This is a genomic window from Xanthomarina sp., assembly GCF_035306705.1.
In the GTDB taxonomy this organism is placed as follows: domain Bacteria; phylum Bacteroidota; class Bacteroidia; order Flavobacteriales; family Flavobacteriaceae; genus Xanthomarina.
The window spans coordinates 1-23,765 of record NZ_DATGNO010000111.1 but is presented as its reverse complement, the minus strand read 5'-3'; the positions used below and the strand labels follow the sequence as shown (position 1 = coordinate 23,765).

Sequence of the window (23,765 nt, the reverse complement as noted above, 5' to 3'; positions counted from 1 at the left end):
CATAGTCACAGCCCTTGCTGTGACTATGTTTTTTATATATGGCACCTATTTATTCTTTTATTATGGTCATATATAATTCACTTAAAAAGGTTTTTGTTTGTGGTGTAATTTCAATTATGCTCTTTTCATGTAAAAATAACTTCGATGAGGTCAAAAAAATAGGCATTTCTGAAAACGAACCTATTGGAGTTGCAGAACACATTAACCTAATTTATACAGATTCTGGAAGAGTAACTGCTAATTTGAAAAGTCCTAAAATGTTGGATTACTCGAACAGAGAATTTGTTTTCAACGAATTCCCTGAGGGCATAGACTTAGATTTATTTGACGAACAAAACAAAAAAAGCAATGTCGTCTCTGATTATGCCATTGTTTACGATAAAACCGGAATCATAGATCTACAAGGAAATGTAATCCTGTCTTCCGCGAATAATGATACTTTATTTGCCGAACAACTTTATTACGATCAAAATAGAGAATGGCTTTTTACCAACAAACCCGTAACTTTTAGAACAGGAAGAGATGTGATAAATGGTAAAGGTTTCGATTCTGATGTAAAATTTAATAAGGCAGAAGTGTTAGAAATTGATGGAATCATCACACTTGACGAATAATTCTGTATCTTTACACACCAATTTTAACATACCAAAATGAAATTATTTAAGTTTTTTCAATACGCATATTTAGTGTTTTCCATTGTTTTTTTCTATAATGTTGTTTCAACATATTTAAATGAAGGAACTTTAGATATCGCTTCATTATTGTTGGCAGCAGCCGCTCTTTTTATGTTTTTCTTTAGAAAGAAATTCAATAAAAAACTTGAAAATACCGACGACAAATAATCCATGGATCCAGATGTTATAATTATTATAGCTTCCTTAATTCTTTCTGCTTTTTTCTCCGGAATGGAGATTGCTTATGTGTCTTCCAATAAAATTCATATAGAAATTGAGAAAAAGCAAGAAGGGCTTTTGGCCAAAGTATTAACAAAACTTACAGCAAAACCTTCTAAATTTATTGCTACCATGTTAATTGGTAACAATATTGCCTTGGTTATTTACGGGCTTTTTATGGGAAACTTGCTCGTGGCATGGTTTCATACTTTTTTACCATCCCATTCCAGGATTGTTAATTTTTTACTTATAGATTTCAGTTTACTAACCCAAACTGTTATTTCAACTTTGGTCATTTTAATAACAGCCGAATTTCTTCCAAAAGTATTTTTTCAAATCTATGCCAACTATTTACTTAAGCTTTTAGCGGTTCCAGCCTATTTGTTTTATCTGCTTTTTTCATTTATATCCGATTTTGTTATTTGGATTTCAGATTTGGTATTGAAAAAATTCTTTAAAACTGAAGGAGATCAGATACAATTGGCATTCTCTAAAGTAGAATTAGGCAACTATATTAGTGAACAAATGGAATCTGTGGAAGAAAGTGACGATGTGGATTCTGAAATTCAGATTTTCCAGAATGCTTTGGAGTTTTCAGAAGTAAAAGCTAGGGAAGTCATGATTCCTAGAACAGAAATTACTGCAGTAGATGTTACGGAGAGTTCTAAAACCCTAAATGCGCTTTTTACCGAAACAGGCTTTTCTAAAATCCTTATCTATAAAGATACCATAGACGATATATTGGGTTATGTGCATTCTTTCGAGCTTTTTAAAAAACCAAAAACCTTGAAGTCTATTTTAGTGCCGGTAGAATTTGTTCCAGAAACCATGCTGATTAAAGATATTTTAAGTATCCTTATAAAAAAACGAAAAAGTATGGCTATTGTTTTGGACGAATATGGTGGCACCTCGGGCGTTTTAACCGTGGAAGACATTGTAGAAGAGCTTTTTGGCGAAATTGAAGACGAACATGATACTATGATCTTGATTGAAGAAAAGCTGGACGACTATTTATACAAGTTTTCTGCACGTTTGGAAGTCGATTATTTAAACGAACATTTTAAGCTTAACTTACCTGAAAGTGAAAATTATGAAACCCTTGGAGGTTTAATTGTTGACTTTACCGAAGAAATTCCTCAGCAAAATGAAATAGTCACCATCGATAACTTTCAATTTAATATCCTTGAAGTTTCCAATACAAAAATCGTTTTGGTGGAACTGAAAATACTGGACGTCGATTAAAATCCTAATCTTAATATAATTAATGCGTAATTCTACTTTTATTATTAAATAGAAAATGGTATTTTCGCGCTCGATAATTTATAATCTATAGAAATAAAAAATGGCAGTTTTAAATAAAATTAGACAACGTGGACTTTTTTTAATCATTGTGATTGCGTTAGCGTTATTCTCATTTGTAATTGGAGATTTGTTTAGAAATACAGATGCATTGATGGGAAAATCTCAAAACATTGTGGCAACCATTAACGGAAAAGATATTTCCCGTGAAGAGTTTATGCAAAAAGTGGAGGTAGCGCAAAGACAACTTGGACCTAACGGAACCAGCACTCAAGCCATGAACATGGTTTGGGATCAAGAAGTAAGACAAGCTGTTTTAGAATCTCAATTTGAAGTATTGGGACTTGATGTTCAAAAAGATCAAATGAGAGATTTGTTAAGAACCAACTTGGCAAACAGTCCAGAATTTCAAAATGAAGTAGGCGTTTTCGATGAGAACAAACTAAATGAATACATTGCCAATTTAAAGGAAACATCGGCTGTAGCATACAAACAATGGGTGGATTACGAAAACAGCATTGGAGTAAATGCCTTGCAAGATGACTATTTTAATATGGTTAAAGCTGGTATGACCGGTACTTTAGCTGAAGGAAAATTAGAACACCAGTTACAAAGTGAGACTGTGGATATTAAATATGTTCAAATTCCATATACGTCTATTTCAGATAGTACAGTATCAGTTTCTAAATCTGAAATTGCTGCTTATATTAAAAAACACAAAAAGCAATACGAAGTTGATGCTACTAGAGATATTCGCTATGTAGAGTTTAGAGAGGCTGCTTCTGTGGAAGATGAAAACAATATTAAACAAGCTTTATCAGAATTATTAAAAGATCAAGTGGTTTACAACGAAACCACAAAAAGAAATGATACCGTAAAAGGTTTTGCTCACGTAACAAACAATAAAGCTTTTGTAAATTCAAATTCAGATATTAAATTTGAAGATCGTTTTAAGTTTAAATCAGATTTACCTCCAGCTATTGCAGATACCATTTCTAAATTAAACGTTGGTCAGGTTTACGGACCATATAAGGACCAGAACTACTTTAAAATAACGAAAGTAATTGCAGCTATTCAAATGCCAGATTCGGTTAAAGCAAGACATATATTAATCCCTTTTGTTGGTGCTGCCAATACAATGCCAGAAGTAACACAAACTGAGGTTGATGCTAAAAAGACCGCTGATAGTTTATTGACGGTTTTAAGAAAGGACAAATCTAAATTTGGAGAGTTTGTAACAAGCTTTTCTTCAGATCAAGGAAGTATAGAAAAGGGAGGTAGTTACGATTATTTCTCTTACAATACCATGATTGAACAGTTTAGAGACTTTGTTTTCGAAAACAATGTTGGAGATATGGATGTGGTTCAAACAGCTTTTGGATTTCATATTATAGAAATTGAAGGCCAGAAAAACAAACAACGTGCTATTAAAACAGCAACTATTGCTAGAGAAATCGAACCATCTGAAACAAGTATAAACCAAGTATTTATGAATGCTTCTAATTTTGAAATTGCTATTGAAAAAGGCGATTTCGAAGCTGTAGCTAAAGAAAAAGATTTAGCTGTACGTCCAGTAAATGGAATTAAGCTTTTAGATGAAAATATCCCAGGCTTAGGAAACCAAAGATCTTTGGTTCGTTGGGCTTTTGAAGATGGTACTAAAGTAGGCTCTACAAAACGTTTTAATTTAAGTGGTGGATATGCCGTTGTTCAAGTAACTGCTTCCAATGCTAAAGGTTTAATGAATACGGAACAAGCTTCTGTAACAGCTTTACCAGCCATTAGAAAAGAGAAAAAAGCCAAATTAATTAAAGATAGAATTTCTGCTACAACTGTTGAAGATGTTGCTGCTGCAGAGAGTAAAACAGTTCAAACTGCTTTAGCTATCAATATGAAAAACCCAACAATTTCTGGTGCAGGAAAAGAAGGTGTTGTTGTAGGAACAGCTTTCGGATTAAAAGAAGGTGAAACTTCTAAATTAATTGAAGGCGAAAAAGGCGTGTATATGATTCAAGTTACTAAAAGAACTCCAGCTCAAGACATGGACAATTACCAAGGTTTTGCCAACCAAGTTGGAAATGTTAAAATGGGTCAAGTGAATACAAAACTTTACGAGGCTTTAAAAGAATCTTCAGAAATTGAAGATAATAGAGCAAATACAGTTCAATAAGAATTGATTTCTTAGTTATATATAAAAAAGCTTCACAGACATGTGAAGCTTTTTTTATGACATCATATTATTTTATCATTTCAGAATAAGGAATAAGTGTATCGTATCCTTTACGTCTGAAATAGTTTGTTGGATTTTCTTCTGAAGTCACCAAAACAAAATCTCCGCCCCAAGCTCCAAGACTTTTTATGGAACCCTTAAAATCTGAAAACAGTTTTTCTTTTACTGGTACTTGATGGATGATTCTTGAAATAAGTTGTTCGTGTGTGTTTAAAAGGACATTGAAGTCGCCTAAACTAGAACAGGAAATTAACTGGGTTGTGATGTTGCTAAGCTTTTTAATAACATCTGTTTTATCTGCCACATTAGTTTTGTACTGTGCAATGCCATCCCTACTGTTTTGTTTTTTGTTTAGGTATACAAAATATAGTGCTTCTTTAAACAACGGATTAAAAGCAACTTCTTTAACCGTTTTTTCATTATTGTTGCCTAATTGATAGGTTATAGGTTGATTAAATTGTGCACAAGCAATATCGTAACCCGAACCGCCAAAGGTTTGTTCCAATAGTCTGTAAGCATCTACTTTTGCCCAATTGGCTATATTGTTTATTAAGGTGGACGAAGAACCCAGTCCCCAATCCTGAGGAAAAGTCAGCTTGGTTTCAACTTCAAATCCAGAATTTAAAAACCCAGGATTGAGTAGTTTAACCGCTTGTAAAATTTCAAATAATCTTTTAGACGTGTCATTTTCAGGAGTGAACGCGGTGATAATCTCCTTGTTTTCAATAGAAAATTCAGCATCCAACCAAATCTTGTTTTTATCATCGAAACTCTTCCAGATAATTTTAGATTCATCCAGTTTTGACACCTTCATAGTCTGTCCGAATGTGGTGGGAATAGCCAACGACAAGGCCCCGTCAAGAACTACATATTCTCCTGTGAGCAATAATTTTCCGTTACTCTTATAGGTTTCGAGTTCCATATTTAAAATTCAAGGTTCAAAATTCAAGGTTTGTATTATTCCTATTTAAGAGTAGCATCTATTTGTTGAGATGGTCTCACTTTCAGTATTGGTAAATTATTTATAACCAACAAACTAATAACTTCTAAATTCTTAGCTTATTTATGGCTTCCACCACAGCGCTATGTGAAGCGGTATGTGTTTTGAAATAGTCTATGAGTATGGCTTTTTCTTCGTTTGTTGCTTCAAATTGATTTAAGATATTCATCAAGTGCATTTTCATATGGCCTTCTTGAATACCTGTGGTTGTTAAAGAGCGCAAGGCAGCAAAGTTTTGCGCCAATCCGGCAACAGCTACAATTTGCATGAGTTCTCTGGCGGTTGGTTCGTGTAACAATTCCAAGGCCAGCTTGACCAAAGGATGTAAACTTGTTAAGCCGCCAACAGTTCCTAAAGCTAGAGGGATTTCAATCCAAAACGTAAAGATGCCATCTTCAATTTTTGCGTGGGTCAGACTCGTGTATCTGCCACTTCTGGAGGCATATGCATGAACTCCAGCCTCAACAGCTCTAAAGTCGTTGCCAGTGGCAAGAACTACGGCATCAACCCCGTTCATAATCCCTTTGTTATGCGTAACCGCTCTAAAAGGCTCTACTTCGGCAATCCTAACCGCTTGAATAAATTTATTGGCAAACTCTTCAGGATTGATCAAAGGGTTTTCAGTTAAATCTTTAACCGGACAACTCACTTCAGCTCGTACCAAACAATCAGGTACATAATTGGAAAGGATGCTCATGATTACGTCGATATTTTTTTCTTTTTCGGAAAAACTATCATAATCCAGCGCTTCTTCCCGGAAAGTTTTCGCAAACTGCTCCAAACAGGAGTTGATAAAATTGGCACCCATGGCATCCAAGGTTTCAAAAGTAGCATGCAGTTGAAAATAGCCTTCAATACTTTCAGTTTTATCGCGTAACTCAATATCTAAAATGCCTCCTCCACGTTTCTCCATGTTTTTGGTTATGGATTTTGTGGCTTCCTTCAGTTTCGGTTTTACGGTTTCAAAAAAGGTATTTAAAACTTTAAAATCGCCATGAAACATAAAGTGGACCTGACCTATTTTTGTGGTCGATAATACTTCAGCTTTAAATCCACCTCTTTCCGACCAGAATTTAGCAGCCTTACTTGCAGCAGCAACTACCGAACTTTCTTCAATAGCCATTGGAATAGCGTGCATTTTACCATTAATTAAAAAGTTTGGCGCCACCCCAAAAGGCAAATAATAATTGGTAATGGTATTTTCTATAAACTCGTCGTGTAGCTGTTGTAGCTTGAGGTTAGAATTCCAATATTGTTTGATAATATTTTTGGCATCGTTGTTATTATTGAAATAGGTGGCAACGATCCAATCGATTTTATGGGATTTAGAAAGTTTAGAAAAACCTGAAATAGATTTGCTCATGGCATTTGTATTGAAACACAAAGATACTGTTCTCGTAATTATTTTAGTGGGCATTGTGTTTTAAAAGCCTATTTAACTGTTAATAATTAGTGTTTTTAGCTTAATTTTTAGTAAACTTGACAATATTTTTTTTCAAATAACTATTTTAATGATACTCTCAAGACAACTACTTTTATTTTGCTTTTTAGCAACCCTCTTAACATCAGCACAAAACAAAGAAATTACTTTAGAAGAAATCTGGAATGGCACCTTTAGAACAGAAGGTATGGACGCTTTACATTCTATGAAAAACGGACAGCAATACTCTGTTCTTGATTTCGATAGAAGTTCAGGTGTAACGGCTATAGATGTTTATGATTACAAAACTTTGAAGAAAGTAAAAACCTTGGTCAATTCTAGCGATTTAGAGGGCATTACGTATTTTACCAATTATACTTTTAGTGAAGACGAAAGCCTAATCCTTTTGGCTACGGATGTTACACAAATTTTTAGACGCTCTTCTTTAGGGAAATATTATATTTTTGATGTTAAATCCAAAAAACTGACTTTAGTTGCTGAGGAAAAAATTCAAGAGCCAACCTTTTCCCCAGACGGAAGTAAAATGGCGTATGGTTATAACAACAACTTGTTTGTAAAAGACCTAAGCTCAGGGAAAACAACCCAAATAACTTTTGATGGTGAGAAAAATAAAATCATCAATGGTATTACAGACTGGGTTTATGAAGAAGAATTTGGTTTTGTTAGAGCCTTTCAATGGAATGCTGCTAGTAATAAAATAGCTTTTATTCGTTTTGACGAAACCCTAGTGCCAGAATTCTCCATGGATATTTATGGAAACGAATTGTATCCAACCCAAGATGTATTTAAATACCCAAAGGCCGGAGATCCAAATGCTTTGGTATCTCTTCATTTATACAATGTGGAAACGGATAAGCTTTCTGAAGTGAAAGTAAATAAAAACTATAACGATTTCTATATTCCAAGAATTAAATGGACCAACAACCCAGATGTTTTGAGTGCACATTTCTTAAACAGACACCAAAATGAATTGGATTTATGGTTGATAGACGCCAATAACCATACTGCAAAATTAGCACTGGAAGAAAGAGATAAGGCTTATGTGGACGTTACGGACGATTTAACCTTTTTAAAAGACAATAGTTTTATTTGGACCAGCGAAAAAGATGGTTACAACCACATATATCACTATTCTCAGGACGGAAAATTGCTGAACCAGGTAACCAAAGGAAATTGGGAAGTAACCAGTTATTATGGTTACGACGAAAAACAGAATAAAATATTTTATCAATCTACAGAAAACGGTTCTATCAACAGAGCTGTTTATAGCATAAAACTTAACGGAAGAGATAAAGAACAATTAACAAAAGGAGTAGGATCTAACAGAGCTTCTTTCAGTGCAGATTTTTCTTATTTTATCAATGCGTTTTCAAATGCATCAACACCTCCAACCTATACTTTAAACGATGCCAAGTCCGGGAATGTGATAAAGAACATCAAGGATAATAATAAGCTTTTGCAGAAATTGGCAGCTTATAACATGTCTAAAAAAGAGTTTAGTACCATACATATTAATGGAAACGACTTAAACATGTGGGTCATTAAACCAGTCGATTTTGATGAAACTAAAGAATACCCATTATTTATGTATCAATATTCTGGACCTGGATCTCAAAATGTGTCAAACAGTTGGGGAGGAGCAAACGACTATTGGTACCAATTGCTAGCACAAGAAGGTTATATTGTGGCCTGTGTGGATGGTAGAGGTACTGGATATAAAGGTGCAGATTTCAAGAAAGTTACTCAAAAGGAATTGGGAAAATATGAAGTTGAAGACCAAATCGACGCTGCAAAGTATTTAGGTAAATTACCTTATATAGATGCCTCTAGAATAGGAATCTGGGGATGGAGTTACGGCGGATTTATGAGTAGTAATGCCCTTTTTAAAGGAAACGATGTCTTTAAAATGGCTATAGCTGTAGCACCGGTAACAAGCTGGCGTTTTTACGATTCGGTTTATACCGAACGTTATATGACAACCCCACAAGAAAACCCGAGTGGATACGACGATAATTCGCCAATAAACCATGTTGATAAATTAAAAGGAAACTTTTTGTTGATTCATGGAACGGCAGATGATAATGTGCATGTACAAAACACCATGCGAATGGTTGAGGCTTTAGTGCAAGCAAACAAACAATTTGAATGGATGGTTTATCCAGACAAAAATCACGGTATTTATGGTGGAAATACCCGATTGCATTTATACACCAAAATGACTAACTATATTAAAGAAAACCTATAAAAAAAGAACTTATGCAAGAAAAAGATCTAGCGTTAATTACGCATCTCGCGAAAAAAGGTGTTGACGATAAAATGGTAATGGGGCATCCAGCAGGATTGTTCATATTGTTTTTTACAGAAATGTGGGAGCGATTCAGTTATTACGGCATGCGAGCGTTATTAACCGTATTCTTAATAACAGAAATTGGTAAAGGCGGTTGGGAATGGACCAATGCCGATGCTATGCAACTATACGCCTGGTATACTGGTTTAGTTTATTTAACCCCACTTATTGGAGGGATGATAGCAGATAAATTTACAGGATTTAGAAAAGCTATTTTATTGGGAGCTTTAGTCATGACTTTAGGACATGCTTCTATGGCGCTCGAAATGGTGAGCCCTACCTTTTTCTATGTTGGTTTGGCATTTATGATTTTAGGAAATGGTTTATTTAAGCCAAATATTTCTTCCATGGTAGGAAACCTATATCCAGATTCAAGTTCTAAAAAAGATGCAGGTTATACTATTTTTTATATGGGAATTAACGCTGGAGCATTCTTAGGAATGTTGCTTTGTGGGTATATAGGTGAAAAAGTAGGATGGCACTATGGGTTTGGATTGGCTGGAGTGTTTATGTTATTTGGAATGTTGCAATTCTATTTTGGACAGAATATTTTTGGTGTTATAGGTCAAGAGCCTAAAAAAGAAATTGTTTCAGATTTAGATAAAGTTACAGACGTCGCAGATGCAGCAGATGAAGAGGAATTACCTGCTAACGTTGTACGAGATAGATTAGTAGTTGTAGGAGTACTAATGGTTGCCAGTATATTTTTCTTTTTTGCTTTTGAACAAGCAGGTGGCTCGATGACTGTTTTTGCTAAAAACTATACGCAACGTGTTTTAGAAGGTAGTACGGGTACCATATTTAAATGGGTGGATGCTATTTTGACTATTTTCCCAATTATCATCGTTTCTTGGGTGCTTTACGGCCTAGGAAAGAAAATTTATAAAGATTATCCATTAACCATCATCTTTACTGCAATTTCCTTTGTTATTATTTGGATTTTAGGTGGATGGAAAGTATATAGAGAATTTAGTTTAGAGCATACTGAAGTAACTGTTTCTTGGTTCCAGATTTTAAATTCGTTCTTCATTATTACGTTGGCTTCATCTTTTAGTAAAATGTGGGAAAAAGTATGGAACCCTTCAGGTCCTGTTAAATTTGCTATGGGCTTGGCCTTAGTAGGTGTTGGGTTTGTGGTTTTATCACTTGGAGCTAGTAGCATTCCGCAAGGAGCAGAAACAGCGAAGGTGAGTATGATTTGGTTGATATTGGCATATTTCTTTCACACAACAGGAGAATTGTGCTTGTCGCCAGTAGGTTTGTCTTATGTTTCCAAACTATCTCCCAAACGTTTAGCAGGCTTATTATTTGGACTGTGGTTTACAGCTTCTGCCATTGCTAACTTTATTGCAGGAATGACTGGATCATACATTGATAAAATATCGGAAACGTACTCCATGTCTATATTTTTCTTAATCATTGCGGCAATACCTATGATAGCGGCAGTGGTGTTGTTAATATTAAATCCGAAATTAAAGAAAATGATGCACGGAATTAATTAATTATTACAAGCCACCTAACTAACCTAAATACTTATGTCAACGAACGTAGCTAAACCAATAATACGCAAAGAACTTTTTGGACACCCAGTAGGTCTTTTCATATTATTTTTCACCGAAATGTGGGAGCGTTTCTCCTATTATGGTATGCGTGCCATTTTAGTGTTATACTTAGTAGCACAATCACAAGGAGATAATGCTGGTTTAGGTTGGTCCAATGGCGATGCTTTAGCGCTTTATGGATGGTACACCATGTTGGTTTATGTGGCTTCCATTCCTGGCGGATGGATTGCTGATAAATTTTTAGGACAGAAAAAATCCGTTTTATATGGTGGTATTTTGCTTGTTGCGGGACATGGTGTTTTGGCTATAGAGCAGATGTGGGCATTTTACTCAGGTCTTGGATTAATTATCCTAGGTGTAGGTATGCTTAAACCAAATATTTCAACCATGGTAGGCGGGCTATATAAACAAGGAGATATTAGAAGAGATAAAGGATTTACTATTTTTTACATAGGTATTAATGTAGGCGCTTTTTTATCGAGTATCATCGTAGGTTATGTAGGTGAAGTTCACGGATGGCATTACGGGTTTGGATTGGCTGCCATTGGAATGACTCTTGGGTTGATCCAATATGTTATGGGGCAAAAATACTTGGCGCATGTAGGTAATTTTGTAGGAGAATCCGAAGATGCCGAAGAAAGGGCTGCGTTAAAGAGGCCTCTATCCAAAATTGAAAAAGACCGTGTTGTTGTTCTCTTGTTATCTTTTCTTTTAGTTATTGTTTTTTGGGGAGCTTATGAACAAGCTGGTGGATTAATGAATATCTATGCCATGGACAATACGAATCGAGCTTTCCTTGGATGGGAAATTCCAGCTTCATGGTTTCAGTCCTTAAATGCCATGTTTATTATCTTCTTAGGAACAACGGTAGCTGCTTTTTGGGCACGAAGAAAACTGAAGGGGAAACTGTCTACCTCACTTTTTAAAATGATCTTAGGTTTAATTATCATGGGAACCGGATTCTTTTTCATGTCTGCAGCTTCAGCACAATTTGAAAGTACTGGCGCCTCAGCCATGTATTGGTTGGTATTGGCTTATTTGTTCCATACAGTTGGAGAATTATGTCTTTCTCCAGTGGCCTTATCCTATATTACTAAGTTAGCACCTGTAAAATATGCTTCTTTAATGATGGGAGTATTTTTTGCTATGACAGGTTTTGGAAATAAATTAGCTGGGTTATTAGGGGAATCTGCTTCAAAATATGGAGAGTTTACCATCTTTACTGGAATTGCAGTATTTTGTGTGATATTTGGATTTCTAGTTATGATTTTTAGAAAAAGACTAGAACTTTTGACTCATGGTGCAGAAGATGATGAACATGAAATTGATGATGAAACAGAAGGATATGAAGTTGCCAAACCATCAATTAACTAACTAAACTAACTAAATTAATTTATATGAATACTGACATTGAAAATCTTTTTAAAGACACGGTTTTAGGGCATCCAGTTGGATTATTTATTCTCTTTTTTACAGAAATGTGGGAACGATTCTCTTTCTATGGAATGCGAATCCTTCTTATTTTATTTTTAACAGCACCGTTAGTGAGCAATAATCCAGGCTGGGAATGGTCGAGTGAACATGCATTTGCTTTGATAGGAACTTATGCATCGCTCTTATATTTAACACCAATTATTGGAGGTTGGATAGCAGATAAATATACAGGATACCGCATCGCTGTGGTTATTGGTTGTGTTATCATGACTCTGGGCCACGCATCGATGGCTTTTGAAACAACTGCTTCATTTTACCTGGGTTTAGCTTTATTAGTGATTGGTACTGGTTTTTTTAAGCCAAATATTACTTCCATCATTTCGGAGATGTATAAAACCAGAGAATCCAAGAAAGATGGAGCCTATACCATTTTCTATATGGGTGTTAATGCTGGAGCCTTTTTTGGAATGATGCTTTGCGGATATTTAGCTGAAAATTATGGTTGGGCATATGGATTTGGTCTTGCTGGAATTTTTATGTTACTTGGAATGTTACAGTTTTTATTAGCTCATAAAATATTTGGAAAAATTGGCGCCGTACCATCAAAGAAAATCGACGTTGTATTCCATGAAGGCGAAGATGTTACAGATCCAGAAGTTATTAAGGAAGAAGTAGAAGTTGCTTCTAAATTGAATCCGTTTACAACACTTGATAAAATCCTTATTGTATTATCATCTGTGGGTGGGTTGCTGTATCTATTTAACGATCCTTTAGAAAAAATTGGTGGCACTTCTATGTTGCCATTTGAATTCATGGGGATGAGTGGATCAAACTTTGTGGTCCTTTCAGCTTTAGTGCTGTTTTTAGCGTTATTAATTGCGCGTATCTCTCGCTATATTCCTATTGTTAGAGATCGATTGGTTGCCGTTTCAATTTTTGCACTTTTTACCGTTTTCTTTTTTGCTTTTTTTGAACAATCCCTCGGTTCGATGACCTTGTTTGCAAGTGATTATACAAATAGGGATTTGGTTGGGAATACAGCAACTGTATTTAAGATTGTAGATGGATTATTGACAACTATTCCGTTAATAATCATAACCTATGTTATTTTCTTGATTTTCAGAAAAACGTTTACAAAAATTGGAGCTTCAAATATTATGCTGGCCATCGCATTCCTTGGCTTATGGGTATTAGTAATTTATCGTATTTACGACAAATCATTCTCTGAAGAATTAAAAGTAGATGCTACTTGGTTTGGAATTTTAAATTCCTTCTTTATTATTACATTGGCACCTATTTTTTCAAAGTGGTGGGAAAGTAAATACAATCCAAGTGCCGCTATAAAATATGCCATCGGATTGGTGTTATTAGGTTTAGGGTTTGCTATTTTAGCTTATGGAGCATCTGGCATTCCTTCAGGAGCCAAAACAGCTTCTGTAAGCATGATATTCTTGATATTGGCCTACTTGTTCCATACTATGGGAGAGCTTTGTCTTTCACCATTAGGATTGTCTTATTTAAGTAAATTAGTGCCAGCCAGAATGATTGGTTTTATGTTTGGAGTTTGGTATCTGGCGATTGCGGTTGGTCAAAAACTAGCGAACACCATGGGCGGTATGATTGATAAAATCTCTGAAGAGTATTCTTTAGGAACCTTCTTTTTAATCTTTGCCATCATTCCAATTGCAGTTGGTTTTGTGTCGATGGTATTAAACCCTGTCCTCAAAAAACTGATGCATGGTGTACGATAATCGATTAAATCGTTAAAATTTATAAAAAACACTTCAATTTTGGAGTGTTTTTTATATTTTAGGAACAATTTTTGAAAAGACTAAACTTAAAATCAATATGTTTGGAATCCATTTTGGTTTTGGTTCATTCACAAAATTATAAATTAGTAAGGTATTTATGATATATCGACTAAGTGGAACATGTTGTTGTGAGGCATATTAAGACAGCTTCAAAAAAAAAATTATAAAATTGTTATAAATGAAAAAAGTACTATCCCTAATCGCCCTAGTATTGGTCGCTACTAACTTATCTGCCCAAGAAATTAATTGGGTAACTTTAGAAAAAGCCGTGGAACTTCAGAAGAAAAATCCAAAAAAAATCATGATAGATGCCTATACCAATTGGTGTGGTCCTTGTAAAATGTTAGATAAAAATACCTTTCAAAATAAAGATGTGGCAGCTTATGTAAACAAACATTACTATGCTGTAAAATTTAATGCTGAAGGAGATGAAACTATAAACTTTAAAGGGAATGTCTTTAAAAACCCTAGTTACAATGCTGCCAATGCCAACAAACGCAATTCGGCACACCAGTTAGCCTCATATTTTAGTGTAAGATCTTATCCAACCATCTTGTTCTTAGACGAGCAAGCCGAGTTTTTAACTCCCGTGATAGGCTATAAAACTCCACAACAATTAGAATTATACTTGAAGTTATTTACAGCCAATCAGCATGTTAATATGAAAACTCAAGACGATTTTTCGGCTTATTACAGTGCTTTTAAACCAGAATTCTCCAATTAATCTTTCTTTAACGAAAGAACAAAAGCTCCTTTTTTATTCGTTTGATAAAAAGGGAGTTTTTGCTTTTCGCAGGTGGCTTCCCAACGGCTCATATAAGATTTATAATTGCTGCCATCGGCTATAATGACTTGTGGTTGCAAGGAATCGATAAGTCTGTTTAAATTTATGCGTGGAGAGTTTTTAAGCACTATATAATCCGGTTTAAAGGATTTAATATTATAAACGCCCAAACTATCTATCACCAACAGCCATTTGTTGTTTATTCTATAAAAACATGTTAGGCTATCTTCCTGAATATTTGCGATATAATTACTGGTTATATAATTATTGATTATGGTGTTTTTCGTTTCTGTTTTATTGGACATATTATGATATAACTGCAAGGTTTTTCCTTTTTGAAAACCTAAAAGGGTGGATGTTCCTTTATGAAATACTAGAAATTGCTGTTTGGTCTCCGTCACATATTTGGTGTAAATAAGTGCACTTTGCCCTATTAAAATAGCAGAAAGAAAATATACCAGTTGTTTGAAATTTTTCTTAGTATAAAGCTGATAGGCGCTAATGATGATGATATAGCTAGCTAAAACCTGAAGTATATTAAAAGAAATGTCTTGAATTAAAAAAGCTTCTTGTTGTGCAATCCATTTAAAAAACCCATTCATACCACTAATTATGGTCCCATAAAAAATAGCAAAGAACGTTGGGAGGAAATTTACGATGGATAACATAATAACGATAATTCCAAATCCTAAAATAAAACCAAGAAAAGGAATCACAACCACATTTGAAAGTAAAAACAGGCCAGGAATTTGGTGGAAATAATAAATACTTAGTGGTAAAACACCAAATTGAGCAGCAATAGACACAATAAAAGCTTGCCAGAATTTATCCAAAACCCAATATTTTGGAAGCCAATAACTATATAGTAAGGGGAAAATAGTAACTATGGCAACAACCGCAAAGTAACTTAATTGAAAGCCCACGTCAAAAAGATAATTGGGGTTAAATAATAGTAAAACAAAAGCTGAGCTAGCCAATATATTTAAAGTGTTTCTTGGACGATTGATGTTCATGGCAACAGCTACAAAGCTAAACATAAGTGCAGCTCGCAATACAGATGCGGATAAGCCAGCAATTATGGCAAAACTCCACAAACAGATAATAATCAAGATAATTTTATAAATACGCCCATGTTTTAAGTATTCTATGGGCTTAAATATTAAATTTAGGAAAATGAGGATAATTCCAACGTGCAAGCCAGAAACGGCGAGAATATGTATGGATCCCGCATTTTTATAATCGTTGTAAATGTCTTCGCTTAATTCTTTTCTCTGCCCTAATAGCAACGCGTTTATTATGGCAAGTTCATCGGGTTTAAAAGGGTGTTCCTTTAGTTTGTTGTCAATATGCTTTCTAAAAGCGTCGGCATATCCATAGATTGTGGATTTTGTTATGCTTGTTATATATACTTGTTCGTAACTAGAATACATTTGCGAATAAATGTATTTATTCTCAAGGAACTTTTTATAATTAAATTGATCTGGATTTAATGGTTCTTTTATAGAATGGATTTGTGTTTTTATAATAAGTATGTCGTCTACATCAAAAATACGAGTCATGCTATCCTTTTTGATGTTTAACAGGGAAAGGCCTTCAACAGAATTTTCATTTATTTTTAAAATTTTAACCACATATCTATCGTTGAACTTATTAGATTTTAAGCTATTTGAAATTTTTAGAGTTACGAATAAGGTGCTGTCCTTTATGAAGATAGGACTGTTGGTGTAATTATTTTTATGATTTTTTTGATTGTGGATATTCACAAGTAAAACACCTAAAGAAATCATGGTGATATAAGCTGTTAATCCAAACCAGATGGTTTTTTTTAATTTGGGTTTCGAATAAAAGTAAACAAGACCCAAGATAACAAGGAGTATTCCAGTGATTTTAGCAGAAGAATCCAGGGGAATTTCGGTAAAACGAGACAATAAAATACCTGTAACCAAAAGGATGGTTAGCTTAACAGGCACAAAATCAAATAGTTTCACATACTAAAGATACTGAATATCTTATAATACGCGACGTGCCTGAACAAAGGCAAAATACCAATATTTTTCGGAGAGTTGTGAAGTAATAACTCCCGCACTGGTTGTAGAATGAATAAACTCTACAAATCCAGGTCTAGCATCTGTAACCAATCCTACATGGTTTACGCTGCGACTATTCTTACTAGTTGCAAAAAACAATAAATCGCCTTTTTGAACTTCTTTAACATCTACCCAATTTCCGGTCGTGGCCATATTGCCAGTAGATCTTGGTAGAGCGATGTTTTCGCTGTTAAAAGCTGTGGTAATTAAGCCCGAACAATCCATACCTTTTTTTGTAGTGCCACCATATTTATAACGCACACCATTATATTTTTCGGCTGTTTGAATAATGTTATTAATAACTTTAATATCGGCTACAGGTCTATTGTCTATGGGTGCTTTTGTTACTTTGGTTGTTTTTGCGCTTTTTTTGTTGACAGTTTTCGTTTTTTTAGTCGATTTACACGCTGTAATAGAAATAAATATTGCTAATATGTAGATAATTTGTCTCATACTACTTCTTATGTTTAATGGCATGATAAATTAATTTTGCTGTTTTCTGACTGGCACCTTTTCCACCTAATTTTTTTTCGAGTGCGTAATAGTCTAAATATAATTTAGCTCTTTCGTAAGGATCTAAAATAAGATCTAATTCTCGTTTAAGCGTGTTTTTATTGAAATTTGATTGAATAAGTTCTGTCACTACTTTTTTATCCATAATTAAATTAACCAAAGAAATGTATTCTAGGTTAACAACACGTTTTCCAATTTGATACGAGATCCAATTTCCTTTGTAGCAAACTACTTGTGGTACTTTAAATAAGGCGGTTTCTAGTGTAGCAGTCCCCGAAGTTACTAGAGCAGCTGTAGATACGGACAAAAGATCGTAGGTTTTATTGGATATAAATTTAATGTTGGAGCTTTTTATAAACTGTTGATAAAAACTATAATCCTGACTCGGTGCTCCTGCAATTACAAATTGGTACTTCGGATAATCTTTTACCACAGAAAGCATAATAGACAACATCTTTTTTATTTCTTGTTTTCGGCTTCCTGGCAAAAGTGCGATGATGGGTTTCTCGTTTAGTTCGTAGTCTGCCCTAAAAGCATATTCGTCCACTTGCTTCCTGCTGGCAATGGCATCGATGGTTGGATGACCGACAAAATGTACCGGATAATGGTGTTTTTTTTCGTAAAAATCTTTTTCAAAAGGAAGAATAACGTACATCTCATCCACATCGTGTTTTATGGCCTTGATTCGGTTTTCTTTCCATGCCCATATTTGTGGTGAAATATAATAATGCGTTTTATAACCGTTTTGTTTAGCCCATTTGGCAATTCGTAAATTAAACCCGGGATAATCTATAAAAATAATGGCATCAGGCTGAAATGCTTCAATATCTTTCTTGCAAAACGATAGGTTTTTGGCAATGGTTCTTAAATTCATAAGAACTTCGGCGAAACCCATAAATGCCAAATCTCTGTAATGTTTTACTAAGGTATCGCTAGTTGCGTTCATTAAATCGCCACCCCAAAATCTAAAGGAGGCGTGTACATCTTCTTTGAGCAAAGCTTTCATAAGGTTAGATCCGTGTAGATCACCCGAGGCTTCTCCAGCAATAATATAGTATTTCATAGGTTTATATTATTTGTTTTTTTATTTGCCACACCCAACATACATGTAATCATTTTCTTTTTGTCTTTTAAGGTTTTGAATCTGGATGTTTCATATAAAACATATTTTATATAAGTTTAAATACAAAGGTCGCAATGGCATTAATAATGGTTATTAATAAAACGCCTCTAGCGCGATAATCTTGTTTCTTTTTAATAAACACAAAAAAGACCAAAAGGTTTAAAATAGCTCCCAAGCTTATAAGTTTTCCTAATATTCCCTCTGCCAACGCCGAGCGTATCACACTTCCAAAATCGTTTCCATTGCCAAAATATAGTGTAGCAAAATAAAGTCCAATAATATTAGCAACAAGTCCAACTACAATTCCTATTAAAAGTTCTTTTTTCATCAGGGCTATTTTTTGTCAGTTCCGTTAAAATCCCACGTATTTAAATTGCTTATAACATGGTGCGCGGTTAAATCAAATTGGACAGGAACCACGGATACATATCCGTTTTCGAGTGCCCATTCATCGGTATCCTCTCCGCCGTCTAAATTTACGAATTTTCCAGTAAGCCAATAGTAGTCTTTTCCTTGTGGCGATTTTCTCTTATCGAATTCTTCTTCCCAATTAGCACGTGCTTGTCTGCATACTTTAATTCCTTTAATGTCTTTTTCTGGCAGATTTGGGATATTAACATTTAAAACCACTTGATCTGGAATGCCTTTTTCTAACGCATTTTTGGTTATTGTTCGGACATACTTTTTAGCTGTTTCAAAATTGGCATTGTAATTATAATCCAACAATGAAAATCCAATAGCAGGAATTCCTTCAATTCCTGCTTCTAAGGCAGCACTCATTGTTCCAGAATAAATAACGTTGATGGAAGAATTGGAGCCATGGTTAATTCCGGAAACACATAAATTAGGTCTTCTTCCCAATATTTGTTTAACTGCTAGTTTGACACAATCGGCTGGAGTTCCAGAGCAACTGTATTCCATTTGTTCGCCATTATCCACATATACACGTTCTAAATGCAACATCGAGTTTAGCGTAATAGCATGACCCATACCGCTTTGCGGACTGTCTGGCGCCACAACTACTACATCTCCCAATTCTTTCATAACTTCAATTAAAGCTCGTATGCCAGGAGCTGTAATTCCGTCGTCGTTTGTTACTAAAATAAGCGGTCTTTTTGTCATTTGTTCTTTAAATTAACAGCGCTAAAATACATAAAATCCTACGGAAGGCATTAATTTTTCTTGTTTAACAAAAAATTAGTACCATTTGTCTTTCTTGGCATAGTTTTTTCTTTAAATTAGTAGAAAAATAGATACTTTTAGAATTTTAAATGCGTTTATTGTGAGTTAATGCAACAGTATGAAATTTGATAAAGGTTACGTAATTAATATGATAAGATTTATGAAAAGGAATTATAAGATATTGGTGCTTGTCGTGCTATTGGCATTTGCATCCTGCAGTTTTACAACCAAGACGTTTGACGAACCAGATAAAGATAAACTGCTCATTCAAGTCATTACCTATGTGTTGCAGCGTGGGCATTTTGATCCGAAAGAGATAAACGACGAATTCTCTATTGAGGTATTTGATGGGTTTTTGGATCAATTGGATCCTTTGAAACGATATTTCTATAAATCGGATATTGATGAATTTGAAAAATACAAATTAGAGCTTGATGATCAAATTAAGGCATACGACATTTCGTTTTTCAATTTAACATACAATAGACTTATCCAAAGAATTGGTGAGTCCAAGGCTATTTATAAGGAAGTTTTAGCCTCGCCTTTTGATTATTCTGTAGATGAGGAATTTAATTCGGACTATAAGAATAGTACTTATGTGAAGAATAAAAAACAGATGAAAGACCGTTGGAGACAGCAATTGAAGTTTTCGAACATGGTTAATTATGATGATTTAATGACAGCCCAAGAAAAGGCCAAAGAAGATAATACTTTGGTAGAGCCTAGCGAAATTAAGGATTTAGATGAAACTGACTCTACAGATGCTGATACAGAAAAACAAACTAAGGTAGAAAGAAAAACCTTGGCCCAAATAGAAAAAGAAGCGCGAGAGGAGACTTTAAAATCTATCGATTTATATTATTCAGATTATATAGATGATATTCAAAGAAAAGATTGGTTCGCCATGTATATCAATTCCATCGTTGAACAATTCGATCCGCACACTAATTATTTTGCACCAGAAGACAAGGCTAATTTCAATCAGCAAATGTCTGGAAAGCTTGAAGGAATAGGTGCTAGATTGCAAAAAAGGATGGACTATACTAAAATTGTTGAGCTAATTTCTGGAGGTCCCGCTTGGCGTGGAAACGAATTGGAAGTTGGGGATATTATCTTGAAAGTTCGTCAGGAAAAGGAACAGGAAGCTGTTAATATTGTGGGCATGCGTTTAGAAGATGCCATAAAATTAATAAAAGGCCCAAAAGGTACCACCGTTGTTTTAACTGTTAAAAAAGTAGATGGAACCACTAAAGATATTAGCATCACTAGAGATGTGGTGGAAATAGAGGAGACTTATGCAAAATCTGCTATAGTTAATAAAGATGATATGAATTTTGGAGTTATTAACCTACCGAAATTTTATGTGGATTTTGAAGATTATAAAAGTAGAAATGCTGCTTCCGATATTAAAAAGGAAATAGAACGATTAAAAGCAGAAGGCATGAAAGGTCTTGTTATAGATCTTAGAAACAATGGAGGAGGATCTCTTCCTGTAGTTGTTGAAATTGCTGGAATGTTTATAAAAGAAGGCCCAATAGTACAGGTTAGAGCTACGGGAGAACCAAAAGAAGTGTTGAAAGACAAAGATAAATCGATTGATTGGGATGGTCCGTTGGTTATTATGGTCAATGAATTATCGGCTTCTGCTTCAGAAATTCTGGCAGCTGCCATGCAAGATTACAAACGTGCCATTATTATAGGTAGCAAGCAAACCTATGGAAAAGGAACGGTACAGAATTTCTTGGACTTGAACAACATGGTTAGAAACAATAAAAATGGCGATTTAGGCGCCTTGAAATTAACCACACAAAAATTCTATAGAATCAATGGTGGTTCTACCCAACTTGAAGGTGTTAAAAGTGATGTGGTGGTTGTAGATAGATTTAGTTTTATTGATATAGGTGAAAAGGACCAAAAAAACCCATTGCCTTGGGATAAAATAGATTCTGTAGATTATACCGTTTGGGAAGGCTACTTTGATAATAGTGAAACCATTAGGAAAAGTAGTAAACGAATGGAGAATAACGAACAGTTAAAGCTTATTGGTGAAAATGCCAAATGGATAAAAACTAGAATGGACGAAAACATACATTCGTTAAATTATAATAAATATAGAGCACAATTAAAATTAAACGAAGAAGAGTCCAAGCGTTTTGATAAAATTTCGGAGTATCAAACAAGCTTAACCTTCGAGTCTTTGCCTTACGAAAAAGAACTCTTTAAAACGGATACAATTTTAAAGGAAAAAAGAGATCGTTGGCATAAAAGTTTAAGCCAGGATGTTTATGTGGAAGAAGCCATTCATGTGCTAGAAGACCTAAAGATGTCTTACGCCATAAAAAAACTAGCCTCTACGGTTAAAGAGTAATATTAAATGAGTAAAAATACCGGCTCATTAAGTCAATTGGCGCTCCAAAAATTCAAACAAAATTTTTGGGGCGTTTTTAGCTTTTGTTTTATTGTTTTTGTTGGGTTTATTTCTGTATTCGCTTATGTTTTTGCGCCAGACAATTCGCAGCACGCAAACCAAATGCACCTATCCATTCATTCCAAAAGACCTGGATTTAAAGTGCAGATGTTAACCTTGCCCTCGGACATAGAAAACAACCAATCTTTAATTGATAAGCTGTTTTTTGGAAAAATAAATACCGAAACCGAAATTCCTATTTCTAGTTATTCCATAGAAAAGGACCTTCTATTTTATACAGAATATGCTTCAGATGGTTTGGAAGGGGCAGAAAAAATCTTCGATTTAAAACCAGTTTCATTAAAAGCCAGAGAGTCTTTAATAAAAAAACAAACTTTCTTATTTGGAACAGATAAGTATGGTCGCGATTTACTAAGTAGAATCCTTGTGGGAGCTAGAATTTCTTTTTTCATTGGGTTTGTAGCTGTTTTTATTTCACTTGTTATTGGTGTTTTTATGGGAAGTGTTGCGGGTTATTTTGGAGGAAAAGTAGATGCTTTTATCATGTGGATTATTAATGTTACTTGGTCTATTCCTACCTTATTATTAGTTATTGCTATTACATTAGCTTTAGGAAAAGGCTTTTGGCAAGTATTTATTGCCGTAGGCCTCACTATGTGGGTAGAGGTGGCAAGAGTAGTTCGAGGCCAAATAATTAGTGTTAAGGAAATGCAATATGTTACAGCAGCAAGAGCTTTAGGGTTTAACGACTTTAGAATTATAACCAAGCATATTTTGCCAAATATTATGGCACCGGTAATTGTTATTTCAGCAGCTAATTTTGCAGCAGCTATTTTAATAGAAAGTGGTTTGAGTTTTTTAGGTATTGGAGCGCAACCTCCAATGGCAAGTTGGGGAGCTATGATAAAAGATCATTATAATTATATTATTTTGGGCAAGCCCTATCTGGCCTTAATCCCAGGTTTTTGTATTATGGGCTTAGTGATGGCCTTTATGCTAATTGGCAATGCTTTGAGGGATGCTTTGGATGTTAAGAGTGCCTAAAGTTAGGAGTGCCTAGAGTTTTAAAGTTAAAAGTGCTTATAAAATTGGAAGTGTAAATAAAGTATGGTTACAGTTTGATTATAAGCATTTTAAAAACAAGCTAGTTTAGCTCCATGTTCTTATTAAGCGTGTCAATATATTTTAAAATCTCGTCTTTCCCAATTTCTTTAGAAGAGGAAGTAATAAAATAATTTGGCATCTCTTCCCAAGTTTCTAACATAACATTTTTATAGTCGGCAACATGGTTGTCAATAGCTTTGGGCTTTAGCTTGTCGGCTTTTGTGAAAACAATGGAAAACGGAATGGCATACTCGCCTAACCATTCCATAAATTCTAGATCTATTGGTTGCGGTTCATGTCTTATATCTACCAAAACAAAGGCAGAAACCAATTGTTCGCGTACACTAAAATATTGGGTTATAAATTTTTGAAAAGTCTTTTTTGAACTTTTCGAAACTTTCGCATAACCATAGCCAGGTAAATCTACTAAATACCAGTTTTTATTAATTAAAAAATGATTAATAAGCTGTGTTTTACCAGGTCTTCCAGAGGTTTTTGCTAAGCTTTTTCTATGGGTAAGCATGTTG

19 protein-coding genes are annotated in these 23,765 nt (G+C 34.5%); 11 read left to right on the top strand and 8 right to left on the bottom strand.

All coding sequences use genetic code 11. The features are described from left to right. The first annotated feature begins 38 nt into the window (after positions 1-38). From lptC to VKY47_RS09610, 4 genes are all read left to right on the top strand, one after another. Entirely contained in the window at positions 39-614 is a 576-nt protein-coding gene (gene lptC, locus VKY47_RS09625; protein ID WP_324312354.1) for an LPS export ABC transporter periplasmic protein LptC, read from the top strand. Between the two features lie 36 nt (positions 615-650). Further along, a complete protein-coding gene (locus VKY47_RS09620; protein WP_324312352.1) occupies positions 651-842 on the top strand; it encodes a hypothetical protein in 192 nt (63 codons plus the stop codon). Positions 843-845: 3 nt separating this feature from the next. Then, positions 846-2,135, top strand: coding sequence for a hemolysin family protein (locus tag VKY47_RS09615; RefSeq protein ID WP_324312350.1), 1,290 nt, complete (start codon positions 846-848; stop codon positions 2,133-2,135). Between the two features lie 100 nt (positions 2,136-2,235). Beyond that, positions 2,236-4,362, top strand: a complete 2,127-nt coding sequence (locus VKY47_RS09610) for a peptidylprolyl isomerase (RefSeq protein ID WP_324312348.1) — start codon at positions 2,236-2,238, stop codon at positions 4,360-4,362. A gap of 67 nt (positions 4,363-4,429) precedes the next feature. Here the strand turns inward: VKY47_RS09610 and VKY47_RS09605 are convergent, their stop codons facing one another. Then, entirely contained in the window at positions 4,430-5,344 is a 915-nt protein-coding gene (locus VKY47_RS09605; protein WP_324312346.1) for a GYDIA family GHMP kinase, read from the bottom strand. Positions 5,345-5,468: 124 nt separating this feature from the next. Next, positions 5,469-6,785, bottom strand: a complete 1,317-nt coding sequence (locus tag VKY47_RS09600; protein ID WP_324312363.1) for a hydroxymethylglutaryl-CoA reductase, degradative — start codon at positions 6,783-6,785, stop codon at positions 5,469-5,471. 148 nt (positions 6,786-6,933) lie between these two features. On the opposite strand from VKY47_RS09600, the gene VKY47_RS09595 reads away from it, so the two are divergent. The 5 genes from VKY47_RS09595 to VKY47_RS09575 all read left to right on the top strand — a co-directional run bounded on the left by VKY47_RS09595 (position 6,934) and on the right by VKY47_RS09575 (position 14,741). Then, positions 6,934-9,108 carry a S9 family peptidase gene (locus tag VKY47_RS09595; RefSeq protein ID WP_324312344.1) on the top strand — a complete coding sequence of 725 codons (2,175 nt, stop codon included), beginning with the start codon at positions 6,934-6,936 and terminating at the stop codon, positions 9,106-9,108. Positions 9,109-9,119: 11 nt separating this feature from the next. Next, positions 9,120-10,712: a peptide MFS transporter gene (locus VKY47_RS09590; RefSeq protein WP_324312342.1), complete on the top strand. Its 1,593-nt coding sequence runs from the start codon at positions 9,120-9,122 to the stop codon at positions 10,710-10,712. Between the two features lie 33 nt (positions 10,713-10,745). Next, positions 10,746-12,146 carry a peptide MFS transporter gene (locus VKY47_RS09585; protein WP_324312340.1) on the top strand — a complete coding sequence of 467 codons (1,401 nt, stop codon included), beginning with the start codon at positions 10,746-10,748 and terminating at the stop codon, positions 12,144-12,146. A 23-nt stretch (positions 12,147-12,169) separates the two neighbouring features. Continuing rightward, the gene (locus VKY47_RS09580; protein WP_324312339.1) at positions 12,170-13,957 is read left to right on the top strand and encodes a peptide MFS transporter; all 1,788 of its coding nucleotides are present in this window, start codon (positions 12,170-12,172) and stop codon (positions 13,955-13,957) included. A gap of 238 nt (positions 13,958-14,195) precedes the next feature. Continuing rightward, positions 14,196-14,741: a thioredoxin family protein gene (locus tag VKY47_RS09575; RefSeq protein ID WP_324312337.1), complete on the top strand. Its 546-nt coding sequence runs from the start codon at positions 14,196-14,198 to the stop codon at positions 14,739-14,741. Here the strand turns inward: VKY47_RS09575 and VKY47_RS09570 are convergent. The 5 genes from VKY47_RS09570 to surE form a co-directional block, all read right to left on the bottom strand. Beyond that, complete coding sequence (locus tag VKY47_RS09570) at positions 14,738-16,771, bottom strand: ComEC/Rec2 family competence protein (protein WP_324312335.1); 2,034 nt, start codon at positions 16,769-16,771, stop codon at positions 14,738-14,740. The two genes, VKY47_RS09575 and VKY47_RS09570, sit on opposite strands and share 4 nt — an antisense overlap. A 39-nt stretch (positions 16,772-16,810) precedes the next feature. Next, positions 16,811-17,365 carry a C40 family peptidase gene (locus tag VKY47_RS09565; RefSeq protein ID WP_324312334.1) on the bottom strand — a complete coding sequence of 185 codons (555 nt, stop codon included), beginning with the start codon at positions 17,363-17,365 and terminating at the stop codon, positions 16,811-16,813. Further along, a complete protein-coding gene (gene lpxB, locus VKY47_RS09560; RefSeq protein ID WP_324312332.1) occupies positions 17,343-18,464 on the bottom strand; it encodes a lipid-A-disaccharide synthase in 1,122 nt (373 codons plus the stop codon). The genes VKY47_RS09565 and lpxB overlap by 23 nt, the downstream gene beginning before the upstream one ends. A 106-nt stretch (positions 18,465-18,570) precedes the next feature. Continuing rightward, entirely contained in the window at positions 18,571-18,852 is a 282-nt protein-coding gene (locus VKY47_RS09555; RefSeq protein WP_324312330.1) for a hypothetical protein, read from the bottom strand. Between the two features lie 5 nt (positions 18,853-18,857). Further along, positions 18,858-19,646 (bottom strand): 5'/3'-nucleotidase SurE, encoded by a 789-nt coding sequence (surE, locus tag VKY47_RS09550; protein ID WP_324312329.1) that lies wholly within the window; start codon positions 19,644-19,646, stop codon positions 18,858-18,860. Between the two features lie 220 nt (positions 19,647-19,866). Here surE and VKY47_RS09545 point away from each other — a divergent pair, with 220 nt between their 5' ends. Together VKY47_RS09545 and VKY47_RS09540 are read left to right on the top strand one after the other, a co-directional pair. Next, positions 19,867-22,074 (top strand): carboxy terminal-processing peptidase, encoded by a 2,208-nt coding sequence (locus VKY47_RS09545; protein ID WP_324312328.1) that lies wholly within the window; start codon positions 19,867-19,869, stop codon positions 22,072-22,074. Positions 22,075-22,080: 6 nt separating this feature from the next. Beyond that, entirely contained in the window at positions 22,081-23,178 is a 1,098-nt protein-coding gene (locus VKY47_RS09540; RefSeq protein WP_324312326.1) for an ABC transporter permease, read from the top strand. 100 nt (positions 23,179-23,278) lie between these two features. On the opposite strand, the gene yihA is transcribed toward VKY47_RS09540, so the two are convergent. Continuing rightward, the coding region (yihA, locus tag VKY47_RS09535; protein WP_324312325.1) for a ribosome biogenesis GTP-binding protein YihA/YsxC at positions 23,279-23,765 on the bottom strand (487 nt) is incomplete at its 5' end.